We start from the raw sequence: 14,710 nt of genomic DNA on the forward strand, positions 1-14,710 counted from the left end.
GGTGCAAAACTAAGGTAATTCAAAATTATATATTCCTGCTATTAAATTAAATCTTAATGCAAATCTTCGTATTTTATTGCGATATTTTAAAGTTAAAATTTTAAAACGTTTTAGTTTAGCAAATAAGTGTTTAATTTTAATTCTAATTTTGCTTAAATTTTTATTGTATTCTTTTTGAATTGCTATTAATTTATTGTATTTACTTTTTTTAAATGGCAAAAATGTATTTTTATGAATATTTTGTATTCCTTGATAACCTGAATCAACAAAAACTTGTTTTTCTGGATGAATAAAAGTTTTAGATTTTAAAAGTAATTTAAAATCATGAATGCTTCCAAAACAAAAAGCGGTTGAAATAATTTTTCCATTTAAAATATCAATAATTATTTGCGATTTAAGAGTATGATGTTTGTTTTTACCCGAAAAAAGTAATTTTAGTTTTTTTTAATTCTTTCAATTGGAGTTTCAGTAGCATCAATAGCTAGTAAAGTATTATTGATTCCTTTATTTTTGATTAAATCTTTTTTGCCAGATAAATTAAAAATTCCACTTTTTATTAAAGTATTTTCAATTCAAAAAATATTACGAATGCAGCTAGTATGACTAATATTATGGTAATGTTTAGTAATCTGTGTAACTTACAAAAATAACTATGTTTAATTAATTCTAGTAAATATAATTAAATGACTAGAAAGAGTGAGTTACAGATGGCTAAAAAGCAAAATATTAATAATAATGATCCAATATCAAAAGCAGTAGATTTATTATTAGAAAATACTGAAGATTTAACAACAGTTTTTAAAGAGGGAGGATTGTATAAAGAATTAACAAAAAGATTAGTAGAAAAAATGTTGAATTCTGAGATGCAAAATTATTTAGGATATGATAAGAATCAACATAGTAATAGTGACAATGCTCGTAATGGTATAAGTTCAAAAAAAATTAATAACTCAACAAGGTAAAATTGAGATTGATGTACCACGAGATCGCAATAGTAATTTTAATCCTGTAATAGTTGCAAAAAGACAAAGAAGATTTGATGGTTTTGATCAACAAGTTCTTTCTTTATATGCAAAAGGAATGACATTATCAGATATTAGAATGCAATTACAAGAGTTATATCATGGTGCTGATATTAGTGAAAGTGTTATTAGCCAAATTACTGATGATGTTATTGATGATGTAAAAGCATGGCAAAATCGACCATTAGAAAGTGTCTATCCGATTGTTTATTTTGATTGCATAGTAGTGAAAGTACGACAAGATAAAAGGATTATTAATAAATCAGTTTATATAGCTTTAGGAGTTGATTTAGAAGGTAAAAAAGATGTTTTAGGTTTATGAATTAGTGAAAATGAAGGTGCTAAATTTTGATTAGCAAATTTAACAGAAATGAAAAATCGTGGCTTAAATGATATTCTTATTGCCTGCAGTGATAATTTAACAGGCATGTCAGAAGCAATACAATCAGTTTATCTTAAAACAGAACATCAATTATGCATAGTTCATCAAATTAGAAATAGTTTGAAATATGTCTCATATAAGCATAGAAAATCTCTAGTTGCAGATTTAAAACCAATTTATACTGCATGTAGTGAAGAACAAGCAATGCAGGCTTTAGAATCCTTTGAAAGTAAATGAAATAAACAATATCCTCAAATTGCTAAATCTTGATATAAAAATTGAGATAATTTAATGGTTTTTATTAGTTATCCAGTAGAAATCAAAAGAGTGATTTATACTACAAATGCTATTGAATCTGTAAATAGTCAATTACGAAAAGTCATCAGAAATAAAAAAGTTTTTCCAAATGATATGGCAGTTTTCAAAATATTTTACTTAGCAATTGAAAATAGCCACTTGCCACTTGCCACTTAGCCCTTTTTACTAGACCATTAATTTAAAAAACCTGAATGTATTCTAAAAACAATTGTGTTATATAATTAACACTAATTTTAACCTGAAAGGATTTTTATTAATGGATAAAATTAAACAAATAGCATTAGTAATTAACAAATTAAATATCAAAGAAAAAATTAAAATTATTGATGATTGTAAAAATCAATATTCAATTAGAAACCTATGTCAATATCTTCAATTAAACAGATCAACATATTACTTTTTAAAAAATAAACAAAAACCTATTAAAAAAGAAGAAAATCATATTATTAAATGCAATCATAAATATCAAAAAATATGCCAACTTTTAATCGAATTTCATTCTACAAGAAAAGGCAGAATTTATGGATATTTAAGAATTTTTTCAGCTTTTAAAGAGTGATTAAAACAAGAAAAAAATATCATTTTAAATATAGAATTATCAATAAAACAAATGCGAAAAATTATGAAAGAACACAATATTCAAGGATTAAAACAAACTAAAAATAACTATCCTAAAAACAAAAAAAATCCAAATAAGTGAATACCTACAATGGATAAAGTAAACAAAGATTATAAAAGTACAACCTCTTCAAATCAAATTTGATCAATGGACACTAAACAAATAAATACTAAAGAAGGATGATTATATCTTTTTGTAATTATTGATTTTTATTCAAATAATGTTGTTAGTTATAATATTGCTCCTAATAAATCATATCAGGATTTAATTCTTCCTGCTCTTGAAAAAATCAACAAACAATTTTCTTGAAATCAAATAAAAAATGTTATTTTACATTCAGATAACGCCAACGAATTTTATTGTCACGATATCACAAAATGAGCAGAGGATAAACAAATAATTTTAAGCAAAAAACAACCTTATGATATTGGTGGTAATGTATTATCTGAAAACTGATTTTCTCATTTATCTCAAGAATGACTACCTAAAGGATCAAATCAATATTTATCCATCAATGAAGCTATAAATGATGTAAATCAATATGTTATGTTTTATAATTATGAAAGAATACATTCTAAATTTCTAAAACCACCAATTTTACAAATTAAAATTTAGAATTTTATATCAAAAATGGTCCAGTAATTAAGGGCCAACCACCGTTTTGCACCAAGTCTAATATATAATAAATACCAAAATAATTTTTAAATCATTTTAAATCTATACATTATTAACATATAAAATAGTTAAATATAATATAAAACAAAAAATAATTGAAGTATTTTTTTATTTTTAATTTGACCATATACTGATATGAATATGTTAAGAATAATTATTAATTGATATAAAAAAGATATTTATATAAATTAAAAGTAGAAAATAATCTATTATTGATAATAGTTGAAGAAATTTCTCATTTTATAAATTGAGTTGTATCTGCAAGAAAAAATTCTTCAAATATTAATTATAGTTATGAAGTAAAAGATATAGGGTTGTATTAATAATTATTTAAACCAAATATATTTGAATATTGAAAAAGAAAAAAATAATTTTGATCAAATTATAATTATTTATAAAAATGCCAAACCGTTTATAAAACATATTTATATGTATTTAAATAAATAATATATTTTACTATTTATAATTTAAAAATTAAATTATTTTTTTTGGTAATTTAAAATTAAATAAAAAATAAATGTAAAATAGATAAATGATATAATTAACTAGTGTTTTACTTCTTTTATAATTAAAAATAATAACAAAATAGGTGACTTAAATTTTATGAGTAAAAAATTAAATTCTAATTTAAATATTGCTAAAGTTAAAAAAGATGATGAATTTTATACTTTTTTAAGTGATATAGAGAATGAGTTGAAATTTTATAAAGATCAATTTTTAAATAAAGTTATTTTAATGCCATGTGATGACCCAGAATTAATTTCAAATTTGCCAATTGGTAATTATCCAGAAGATAGAGCATCTAAATTTTGAGTTTATTTTCATAAAAATTTTAAGCATTTAGGAATTAAAAAAATTATCGCAACACATTATAATGAAAATTCAACTTCATATGCAATTGAATATAATGGTAAAGGAAATGATAATGATATTTTAGAATTTAAAAAAATAGATTTAACTGATGATGGGGATTTTAGGAGTAAAGAAGTTCAAAAAATTTATAAACAAGCTGACATTATCATAACAAATCCACCATTTTCTTTATTTATTCCTTTTTTAAAAAATTTGATTGAATTAAATAAAAAATTTTTAATTATTGCTTCTGAGACAAAATCTACATCTAAAAATGTATTTAAATATTTTAAGGAAAATAAAGTTTGGTTTGGATATACATCAGTAAAACAATTTATATATTGTGATAAAGAAAGAAAAACAACAGAAGTTAAAAAATTTGGAAATATTGCTTGAATGACAAATATGAATGTTACAAAAAGAAATGAAGAAATAATTTTATTAAAAAAATATAGTAAAGAAGAATATCCAAAATTTGAGAATATTGATGCAATATCGGTAGATAAAATTAATTTAATTCCTAATGATTATTGGGAATTAATGGGTGTACCTTCTAGTTTTTTAAAAAAATATAATCCAAACCAATTTGAAATATTAGACATAGATGAAAATTTTAAAGAAAATTTATATCCAGGTAAGAGAGCTTATTTATTTGGAAAAAAGAAATATGCAAGAATTATAATTAGGAGAATTAAATAATAATATGCAAATAAGAGAATTAAGATTAACTATTAAAGAATTGGTAGAAAATTATTCAAATAATGAAGAGGATGGAGTAATTGGTTGAAACAATAAATTAAATATTCGCCCTGCTTATCAAAGAGAGTTTGTATATAAAGAAAAGGAAAGAAATGCTGTAATCAAAACTGTTTTAGATGGTTTTCCATTAAATGTTATGTATTTTGCCAAAACCAATGATAATCAATTTGAAGTTATGGATGGGCAACAAAGAATTATTTCAATTTGTGAATTTTTAGCAAATAACTTTTCACTAGATAATAGAGGAATTTATTTTTATTCTTTACCGAAAGATGTTCAACAGAAAGTATTAAATTATGAGTTAATTATTTATGAATGTGTTGGAAAAAATAGTGAAATATTAGATTGATTCAGAGTAATTAATATAGCTGGAGTTGTTTTAACTCAACAAGAATTAAGAAATGTTTCTTATACAGGTAGTTGATTAAATAGTGCTAAAAAATATTTTAGTAAAACTAATTGTCCTGCTATAATAATTGCAAAAAATTTTATTACAGGAATTCCTAACAGACAAGAAATTTTAGAACTTGCTCTAAAATGAATAATAAAATCTACTAATGATAAAAGTATTGAAGAATATATGGGTAAACATATGTTAGATAAAAATGCTAATGAATTGTGAGAATACTTTAATAAAGTTATAAATTGAGTTCAGAAAACATTTCTAATTATCAGAAAACAAATGAAAAATGTGGATTGAAATGAGTTATTTTTAAACTTTAAAGATACTAAAATCAATGTAGATAATTTAGAACTAGAAATTAAAAATTTAATGTCTGATGAAGAAGTATTAAATAAAGTTGGTATATATAAATATGTTTTAACAAGAAATGAAAGTTATTTAAATTTAAGAACATTTAATGAATCGCAAAAAACAACAATGTTTGAATTACAAAATGGTAAATGTAATATCTGCAAAAATACTTTTTCAATTGAAGAAGTGGAAGCTGATCATATTGATCCATGAAGTCAGGGTGGAAAAACAATTATTGAAAACTGTCAAATTTTATGTAAAACTTGTAATAGAAGAAAATCTAATAAATAATAAAGAATACTTGGTGCAAAACCTTTAATTTTAATAATTTAACGGTTATTATTAATATCAAAGGTGATAATTATTATGTTAAAAAAATACAAAGATGAACAAGAATTTTATAGTTTAGTGGGAATAAAACTACAAACATTTCAAAAAATGGTTGAAATTTTAAAAAAAGCTGAAGCAATTAAAAAAGCAGTTGGTGGTAAACCTAATAAATTATCAATAGAAAATCGTTTATTAATGACATTAGAATACTGAAAAGAGTATAGTAGTTATAGAGTTATTGCAAAAAGATATAATATTAGTCATACTAGCTGCATTCGTAATATTTTTTGAATTGAAAATACTTTAATAAAAAGTGGAATTTTTAATTTATCTGGCAAAAAAGATTTAATCAAAAATAAAGGAATCAATAATACTTTACTAGCTATTGATGCTACTGAAACTCCAATTGAAAGAATTAAAAAAAACTAAAATTACTTTTTTCGGGTAAAAACAAACATCATACTCTTAAATCGCAAATAATTATTGATATTTTAAATGGAAAAATTATTTCAACCGCTTTTTGTTTTGGAAGCATTCATGATTTTAAATTACTTTTAAAATCTAAAACTTTTATTCATCCAGAAAAACAAGTTTTTGTTGATTCAGGTTATCAAGGAATACAAAATATTCATAAAAATACATTTTTGCCATTTAAAAAAAGTAAATACAATAAATTAATACCAATTCAAAAAGAATACAATAAAACTTTAAGCAAAATTAGAATTAAAATTGAACACGTATTTGCTAAACTAAAACGTTTTAAAATTTTAACTTTAAAATATCGCAATAAAATACGAAGATTTGCATTAAGATTTAATTTAATAGCAGAAATATATAATTTTGAATTATCTTAGTTTTGCACCAACTCTAGAGAAGAAAAATTAAAAGAACATAGTAGACAATATATAATTTAAAATTTTATTAAAAAAACAAAATTTTAATAATTTATAATTCATTAATTGATATATTTATTATACAATTATCTAGTTACTGGTGTGGTCGTAGAGGGCTGGCATCAGTAACGATTGTATTTAATTAAAGAATCAAACTTGTAATTTTTAATTAAATGTGATAGATTTAAATCATAAAAATTAAATACTGAATATAGGTACAGCCCTCTAATTTATACCTAAGACCTATCTATTTTTTTATTTTATCTTTTCTTTTCATGTAGAGAAATTTAAAAATAAGCGCGTTGTAACCTATATTGTTACAATTTTTATTTTTAAAAACACTTTTATTGAAAGGAAGATATTTTTTATGAATAAAGAATATTTAAAATTTATTAAAGTTGAGTTTATGCATGGTGTTGAAGAACCTTGATGTAATAACCAAGGAGTGTCAATATTACCCTATGTTTTAAAAGACAATGAATATCATTAGTTATTAACTAAAGAATATAATCCATTATTTAAGAATAAGCAAATTAGTCAGTACAGTACTATTACGGGTGGTTTAGAAAACAATAACCATTATCAAACTGTAATCAATGAAATGTTGGAAGAAACTGGCATTGATGTTACTAACAAAGAAGTTAAAATTTACTATTTAGGTAGACATTATGCTAATAAATCAAGTACAAAATTATGATATTTTTATGGCATTGATTTAACTAAATTGAATTTAGATTTAACAAAAATATACAAAGGTAATGGTGATTGTTCAATTGGTGAAAAAGAAATTAGTACAAAATTTGTAAGTCATAGAAAATTAAATAAATCAAATGACGCTTTAAGTTTAGTTACTTATGGAAAATTAAAGTTAAAAAATATGATTAATTTTGATAATAACATAAATCAAAAATTAGATATGATTTTACAAATTTTAAATGAACAAAAAAATAATACTGATAAATCTAACGAAATATCTTGAAAAGATTAGGAGGATAAAATTATGCAATTAACTCAAGAAGAACAAAAGCTTCTATCAACTTATCAAAAATGATTAAAAGAAAATAATTTAAACGGTAATTGTAATGCTTATTTTATTTCTAAAACTTCGATGTTGGTGTTTCAAGTGTGAGAATTCGAAAAATTGATAAGTGAAACCATTTGATTAAAAAGTAATAATGAAGAATGACAGTTTTATATTAAAAATTTAGATGAAAAAATTAATAAAACTTTTTTATTAGAAGAAATTTTAAAAATCGAAAAAGATTTTGTTTTAAAAACTTTTAAAGAAAAGCAGAATTGGTAAACAATATGGAACAATGTATAATAATATAGTGTTTAACAAATATAAAGCGTTGAATTAAGAATATGAATATAAAAACCATTCGTATTCTTAAACATCGCTAAAAATGGCAAATATGAGCCAAATAAGGGATGGTAATTATGAATCAAAATTTTTCAGAAAAAAATATCATATTATTAGAAAATATAGTATTAAAAATTATTGGTTATGGAGTTGGTGGTATTTTGTGTGTACTTGGAATTATAACTATGCCAGTCACGTATATTTAAAATTACCTTATCCAGATTGATTGATTATTGGTTTAGTTTCTACAATAATTGGTTTTATTTTAGTTATGACTCATATAATTTTTAATTTTACTATTAAATTAATTAAAATTAAAAAAGAAAAATAATAAGGAGAACAATAAAATGAACAAAGTTATATTAATAGGCAGACTTGCTCGTGATTTAAAATTATATAAAACTCAAAGTGAAAAACCTTTTGTTTTTTTTACTATTGCAGTTAATAATATTTCAAATCAAGCTGATTTTGTTTCATGTGTTGCATGAAATAAAGTTGCTGAAAAAATGTGTGAATATTTAGGTAAAGGTTCTTTAATATCGTTATCAGGAAGACTGTCAGTAAGAAAAATAATAAATCAAGATAGAAAAGAACAATATATTACTGAAGTAGTTGCAGAAAATGTTACTTTTTTAGATTATCGCAAGCAAAATAATAATTTAAATAATTTTAAAATTGATAGTTCACTAATAGAAACTGATAAGAAAATTGATTTAGATAGCGCTTTTAAAAATGTTAATTACACTTTAAATAATTCAGAAATTGAAAATTTATATGAAAATAATGATTTGGATTTTACTGAAGAAGTTATTGTTTGAGATAATTAATTGCGTTAAATAATTATAAATTAAAGGAGAACAATAATATGAAAAAAATATTAAGTATGCTTGCAGTTTCTACTTTGGTAGGTACAAATGCAAGTAACTTAAAACCATTGTTTGCAAATAATGTTAGAACCTGTTTAAAATCTTTTCAATAAAATTGAAATAAAGGCAAGAACAACCATTTGTAAGCTAGTATTTAATTTTTTTTCACAATTTTTTCATAATCTTCTGCATTTTTCTAATCATGCAAAACTTCGTTCTACAACTCATCTTTTTGGTAATACTACAAAAGAATGTAATTAATTACGTTTTATAACTTCAACATTTGCATTTATAATTGTTTTAATTTTAGAAGCAAATTTTTCACCAGTATAACCAGCATCTACTAGTATTTTTTGAACTGCAGAAAGATTCTCTTTTTCATTTTCAATCATTATTATAGCACTATTACGATCTGTTTTTTCTGCTGTGGTTATGTAAATTGCATGTGGTAAACCTTGAGAATCAACAGCAATATGACGCTTTATTCCTGAAATCTTTTTACCAGCATCATAACCTTTATTTTTAGTAGTATCTGTATTTTTAACACTTTGTGAATCAATTATACAAAAACTAGTTTGTTCTTTTCTACCATTATTGATACGAAATGCCTTGACTAATTTTTTTTAAAACTAATTGTAATACACTAGGTTCTTTATCATTATTTTTACTTCAAGCTTGAAAATAATAATATACAATTTGTCATTTTGGAAAATTTTTTGGTAACATTCTTCACTGGCAACCACTTTTTAATACATATAAAACTGCACAAAATACTTCATATAAATCTAAACTTCTTGGTTTAGTTCTCTTTTTAGTATTTTCTAAAATTGATTTTATATTTTCAAATTGCTCTTTGCTAACATTACTAGGATAATTTTTACACATATATACCTCTTATTTTAAAATATATAATCATTTTATCCTATTCTCTAAAAGATTTTAAACAGGTTCTTATAAATCATGGTTTTAAATCAAATCAATTAAATAAAAATTTAACTATGATTAATAGTCCATTTATTAATGATTTTCAAGACTTAAAAAATAAGAAAATTCAAAAAGTTATAATTGCTCCAAATGGAACAATATATGCAGGAAGTAGCACAACTGGTTTATGAAAAAGTACAGATGGCGTTAATTTCAAACAAGTAAGTGGTATCCCTAATAGTTATATTCGATCTTTTATATCTCTCAACGCAATAGGATTATCAAAATTAAGATTTTTAAAAATAAATGCTCCAACTTCACCACCCACAGGAGGATAAGCACCCAAATACATGTTATCGTGACTATCAATATTTATAACATTAAATGGTTTACTGTCATCATTTAAACATCTTATTGGTTTACTTGCCACTTGCCACTTGCCACTTGCCACTTAGCCCTTTTTACTAGACCATTAATTTAAAAAACCTGAATGTATTCTAAAAACAATTGTGTTATATAATTAACACTAATTTTAACCTGAAAGGATTTTTATTAATGGATAAAATTAAACAAATAGCATTAGTAATTAACAAATTAAATATCAAAGAAAAAATTAAAATTATTGATGATTGTAAAAATCAATATTCAATTAGAAACCTATGTCAATATCTTCAATTAAACAGATCAACATATTACTTTTTAAAAAATAAACAAAAACCTATTAAAAAAGAAGAAAATCATATTATTAAATGCAATCATAAATATCAAAAAATATGCCAACTTTTAATCGAATTTCATTCTACAAGAAAAGGCAGAATTTATGGATATTTAAGAATTTTTTCAGCTTTTAAAGAGTGATTAAAACAAGAAAAAAATATCATTTTAAATATAGAATTATCAATAAAACAAATGCGAAAAATTATGAAAGAACACAATATTCAAGGATTAAAACAAACTAAAAATAACTATCCTAAAAACAAAAAAAATCCAAATAAGTGAATACCTACAATGGATAAAGTAAACAAAGATTATAAAAGTACAACCTCTTCAAATCAAATTTGATCAATGGACACTAAACAAATAAATACTAAAGAAGGATGATTATATCTTTTTGTAATTATTGATTTTTATTCAAATAATGTTGTTAGTTATAATATTGCTCCTAATAAATCATATCAGGATTTAATTCTTCCTGCTCTTGAAAAAATCAACAAACAATTTTCTTGAAATCAAGTAAAAAATGTTATTTTACATTCAGATAACGCCAACGAATTTTATTGTCAAGATATCACAAAATGAGCAGAGGATAAACAAATAATTTTAAGCAAAAAACAACCTTATGATATTGGTGGTAATGTATTATCTGAAAACTGATTTTCTCATTTATCTCAAGAATGACTACCTAAAGGATCAAATCAATATTTATCCATCAATGAAGCTATAAATGATGTAAATCAATATGTTATGTTTTATAATTATGAAAGAATACATTCTAAATTTCTAAAACCACCAATTTTACAAATTAAAATTTAGAATTTTATATCAAAAATGGTCCAGTAATTAAGGGCCAACCACCATTTCTGTTTATTACCAACATAAGATTTACCCCTAATATTTCCAACATTATTTAAAAAAGAAATAGGTAAAACAACGTTTTTAACATAAGAAGCATAAAAAACCTTTTTGATATAAAAATCTTGTTGAATATCCATATATAAAACTTCACAATCTAGTTTTTAAAAACTAATTTTATACATTTTAATAACAAACAAATCTTAACATAAAAAATTATAAAAGCAAACACAAAACAAAAATGATACTTAATTTTAAACAAATATTTAGCACAAATAAAAAAATTTAGTTTTTTTATTAATAAATATAAAAAAGAACGTCAACAATTATTTGAAATATTAAGTGAATTAAATTTATTTGTAGGTGAATTAATAAATCAAGAAAACATAACAGATGAAGAATTACAATATTTATTTACAATATCTCATCAATTTTCAGAACAATTAAAAATGAAAAACCATTAGATTTATCACTATCAAGTAAAAAACAAAGACTACAACAAGAACCATTAGATTTATCATTACCAAATAAAAATCAAATATGAAAATTAACAACAAAAATTAACACATCTTTAATTAATAAAAACATTATACTAATACATTAGAAACACACACTAAAGACAGTTTATTTATTGAAATAAAAATATCAAAACCTAGTAGCAGTTTTATATATACAAATAATTTTAATGATATACAAACATATTTATTAACCCAACAAATACAACAAAATAATTTTTTAAATAATAATGATAAAAGTAAATATAGAAACAAAACTGATGAAAATGAAAAAAAATCACAAATCATAAGATTTAGATAATTATTATATGTCAAAAAATCATTTTAAATAAATTATTTTTTTAATTATTTTACTAAATTTAAAAATATTGCGTATAATTTATATAATGTCAAAATTTAAGAATAACGGAGAATGAATAATGTCTGAACAAGAAAAAGTTTCTGCTGAACAAAAAATTATTAATATTGCAGTGATAGCACACGTCGATGTTGGAAAGTCAACATTAGTTGATGCTTTATTAAAGCAATCAAATATTTTTCATCAAAACCAAGTTATTGTTGAACAAATAATGGATAGTAATGATCAAGAACGTCAACGAGGAATTACTATTTATTCTAAAAATTGTTCAATCATGCATGGTAATACAAAAATTAATATTATTGATACACCTGGTCATGCTGACTTTTCCTCTGAAGTTGAAAGAATTATGAAAACAGTAGACTGTGTTATTTTACTAGTTGATAGTGTTGAAGGACCAATGCCACAAACTCGTTTTGTATTGCAAAAAGCACTAGAACATAACTTAAATCCAATTTTAATGATTAACAAAATTGATAAAAAGGACCAAAGAATTGAAGAAGTAAAAGATGAAGTATTAGAACTTTTTATGGAATTAAATGCTAATGATGAACAGTTAGACTTTCCAACACTTTATGGAATTACTAAACAAGGTATTGCCCAATATGAATTGAATCAACCAAGCGAAAATTTAGAACCATTATTTGAAACAATTATTAAACATGCTAAAATTTCTAAATTAGTAAAATATAATGAGCCTTTACAAATGCAAATTAGTTCATTAGATTATGATAGTTTTATTGGCAGAATTGGAATTGGTAGATTATTTCAAGGTACTATTTCTGAAGGACAAGAAATAATTGTTGTTGATGATTATGATTTAAAAAGAAAAGCAAAAGTAAAATATTTATTTGTTTATCAAGGATTAAAACGAGTAGCTGTTAAAAACGCTGTTGCTGGTGATATTGTTTGCATAGCGGGTATTGAAAATATAACAATTGGTAATACTATTTGTGATAAAGATAATGTTGTGCCAATGGAACCAATTACAATACAGGCTCCAACAATGTCAATGAATTTCCTTGTCAATAATTCACCATTTTCTGGAACTGAAGGTAAACTAGTAACTAGTAATAAAATTAAAGAACGTTTAACAAGAGAATTAGAAACTAATGTTGGTTTAAAAATAGAACAATTATCCGGAAGTAATGCTGATGGTTTTAAAGTTTTTGGTCGTGGTGAATTACATTTATCTGTTTTAATTGAAAATATGCGTCGCGAAGGCTTTGAATTAGGTATTTCTAAACCGGAAGTAGTATTTAAAAAAGATGAAAAAGGACACACCACTGAACCAGTCGAAGAAATTATTTTAAATCATCCTACTGAATATAGTAGTACTGTTATTAATAATTTAAATCTAAGAAAAGGTATTATGACTAATATGGATTCTGATAATGTTCGTGATAAAATTATTTTTCATATTCCAACAAGAGGATTAATTGGATTTGGTCGTCAATACGTTAATATTACTCGTGGAACGGGTGTTATGGTTCGTAGTTTCCTTACATATGAACCATTAAAAGGCGAAATTAATAATAATAGAAATGGCGTTCTAGTAAGTATGATTACAGGGACAACATTACCTTATGCTTTAAATTCTTTAGAAGAACGTGGTACTTTATTTGTTAAACCACAAACTAAAGTGTATGAAGGAATGATTATTGGTTTAAGTAATCGTGATAAAGATTTAGATGTTAATCCTTGCAAAGCAAAACAATTAACAAATACTAGAAGTTCAGGTAATGATGAAGCTGTTAGATTAACACCACCAACTATTTTTAGTTTAGAAGAATCTTTAGAATTTATTGCTAGCGATGAATTAGTTGAAGTAACACCACAAAATATTCGTATGCGTAAAAAATTCTTGACTGAAAATGAACGTAAACAAAATAGAAATCGTAAGTAATGGTGGTTGGCCCTTAATTACTGGACCATTTTTGATATAAAATTCTAAATTTTAATTTGTAAAATTGGTGGTTTTAGAAATTTAGAATGTATTCTTTCATAATTATAAAACATAACATATTGATTTACATCATTTATAGCTTCATTGATGGATAAATATTGATTTGATCCTTTAGGTAGTCATTCTTGAGATAAATGAGAAAATCAGTTTTCAGATAATACATTACCACCAATATCATAAGGTTGTTTTTTGCTTAAAATTATTTGTTTATCCTCTGCTCATTTTGTGATATCTTGACAATAAAATTCGTTGGCGTTATCTGAATGTAAAATAACATTTTTTACTTGATTTCAAGAAAATTGTTTGTTGATTTTTTCAAGAGCAGGAAGAATTAAATCCTGATATGATTTATTAGGAGCAATATTATAACTAACAACATTATTTGAATAAAAATCAATAATGGTGGTTGGCCCTTAATTACTGGACCATTTTTGATATAAAATTCTAAATTTTAATTTGTAAAATTGGTGGTTTTAGAAATTTAGAATGTATTCTTTCATAATTATAAAACATAACATATTGATTTACATCATTTATAGCTT

General features: G+C 23.2%; 15 protein-coding genes and 2 pseudogenes. 14 read left to right on the forward strand and 3 right to left on the reverse strand.

What is annotated here, in order from left to right:
* Positions 1–9: 9 nt before the first annotated feature.
* Complete coding sequence (locus tag AAHM96_RS01385; protein ID WP_342273682.1) at positions 10–432, reverse strand: transposase family protein; 423 nt, start codon at positions 430–432, stop codon at positions 10–12.
* A gap of 275 nt (positions 433–707) precedes the next feature.
* On the opposite strand from AAHM96_RS01385, the pseudogene AAHM96_RS01395 reads away from it, so the two are divergent.
* The 11 genes and pseudogenes from AAHM96_RS01395 to AAHM96_RS01440 form a co-directional block, all read left to right on the forward strand.
* Positions 708–1,851, forward strand: a pseudogene (locus AAHM96_RS01395) (IS256 family transposase); the annotation flags it as partial.
* A gap of 127 nt (positions 1,852–1,978) precedes the next feature.
* The gene (locus tag AAHM96_RS01400) at positions 1,979–2,956 is read left to right on the forward strand and encodes an IS3 family transposase (protein WP_342272762.1); all 978 of its coding nucleotides are present in this window, start codon (positions 1,979–1,981) and stop codon (positions 2,954–2,956) included.
* Between the two features lie 663 nt (positions 2,957–3,619).
* The gene (locus AAHM96_RS01405) at positions 3,620–4,567 is read left to right on the forward strand and encodes an adenine-specific methyltransferase EcoRI family protein (RefSeq protein ID WP_342273372.1); all 948 of its coding nucleotides are present in this window, start codon (positions 3,620–3,622) and stop codon (positions 4,565–4,567) included.
* A 4-nt stretch (positions 4,568–4,571) separates the two neighbouring features.
* Positions 4,572–5,672 carry an HNH endonuclease family protein gene (locus AAHM96_RS01410; protein ID WP_342273373.1) on the forward strand — a complete coding sequence of 367 codons (1,101 nt, stop codon included), beginning with the start codon at positions 4,572–4,574 and terminating at the stop codon, positions 5,670–5,672.
* A gap of 75 nt (positions 5,673–5,747) precedes the next feature.
* Entirely contained in the window at positions 5,748–6,140 is a 393-nt protein-coding gene (locus AAHM96_RS08370; RefSeq protein WP_342272745.1) for a transposase family protein, read from the forward strand.
* Positions 6,141–6,142: 2 nt separating this feature from the next.
* Positions 6,143–6,565, forward strand: coding sequence for a transposase family protein (locus AAHM96_RS08375; RefSeq protein WP_425288771.1), 423 nt, complete (start codon positions 6,143–6,145; stop codon positions 6,563–6,565).
* A gap of 406 nt (positions 6,566–6,971) precedes the next feature.
* The gene (locus AAHM96_RS01420; RefSeq protein WP_342273374.1) at positions 6,972–7,094 is read left to right on the forward strand and encodes a hypothetical protein; all 123 of its coding nucleotides are present in this window, start codon (positions 6,972–6,974) and stop codon (positions 7,092–7,094) included.
* A gap of 111 nt (positions 7,095–7,205) precedes the next feature.
* On the forward strand, positions 7,206–7,592 hold the full coding sequence (locus AAHM96_RS01425; RefSeq protein WP_342273375.1) for a hypothetical protein: 387 nt from the start codon (positions 7,206–7,208) through the stop codon (positions 7,590–7,592).
* A 12-nt stretch (positions 7,593–7,604) separates the two neighbouring features.
* Positions 7,605–7,907, forward strand: a complete 303-nt coding sequence (locus tag AAHM96_RS01430) for a hypothetical protein (protein WP_342273376.1) — start codon at positions 7,605–7,607, stop codon at positions 7,905–7,907.
* A 137-nt stretch (positions 7,908–8,044) separates the two neighbouring features.
* Positions 8,045–8,173, forward strand: coding sequence for a hypothetical protein (locus tag AAHM96_RS01435; protein WP_342273377.1), 129 nt, complete (start codon positions 8,045–8,047; stop codon positions 8,171–8,173).
* A 141-nt stretch (positions 8,174–8,314) separates the two neighbouring features.
* The gene (locus tag AAHM96_RS01440; RefSeq protein ID WP_342273378.1) at positions 8,315–8,794 is read left to right on the forward strand and encodes a single-stranded DNA-binding protein; all 480 of its coding nucleotides are present in this window, start codon (positions 8,315–8,317) and stop codon (positions 8,792–8,794) included.
* Between the two features lie 134 nt (positions 8,795–8,928).
* On the opposite strand, the pseudogene AAHM96_RS01445 reads toward AAHM96_RS01440, so the two are convergent.
* Positions 8,929–9,718, reverse strand: a pseudogene (locus tag AAHM96_RS01445) (IS5 family transposase).
* Positions 9,719–9,831: 113 nt separating this feature from the next.
* On the opposite strand from AAHM96_RS01445, the gene AAHM96_RS01450 reads away from it, so the two are divergent.
* Both AAHM96_RS01450 and AAHM96_RS01455 read left to right on the forward strand, forming a co-directional pair.
* A complete protein-coding gene (locus AAHM96_RS01450; RefSeq protein ID WP_342273379.1) occupies positions 9,832–10,095 on the forward strand; it encodes a hypothetical protein in 264 nt (87 codons plus the stop codon).
* Between the two features lie 217 nt (positions 10,096–10,312).
* Positions 10,313–11,290, forward strand: a complete 978-nt coding sequence (locus tag AAHM96_RS01455) for an IS3 family transposase (protein WP_342265776.1) — start codon at positions 10,313–10,315, stop codon at positions 11,288–11,290.
* Here AAHM96_RS01455 and AAHM96_RS01460 read toward each other — a convergent pair.
* Positions 11,287–11,469 (reverse strand): hypothetical protein, encoded by a 183-nt coding sequence (locus AAHM96_RS01460; protein ID WP_342273380.1) that lies wholly within the window; start codon positions 11,467–11,469, stop codon positions 11,287–11,289. The two genes, AAHM96_RS01455 and AAHM96_RS01460, sit on opposite strands and share 4 nt — an antisense overlap.
* A gap of 794 nt (positions 11,470–12,263) precedes the next feature.
* Here AAHM96_RS01460 and typA point away from each other — a divergent pair.
* On the forward strand, positions 12,264–14,108 hold the full coding sequence (typA, locus tag AAHM96_RS01465; protein ID WP_338956865.1) for a translational GTPase TypA: 1,845 nt from the start codon (positions 12,264–12,266) through the stop codon (positions 14,106–14,108).
* Positions 14,109–14,710: the final 602 nt, after the last annotated feature.

This window comes from Spiroplasma endosymbiont of Acasis viretata (assembly GCF_964031275.1).
Lineage (GTDB): Bacteria > Bacillota_I > Bacilli_A > Mycoplasmatales > VBWQ01 > Spiroplasma_E > Spiroplasma_E ixodetis_A.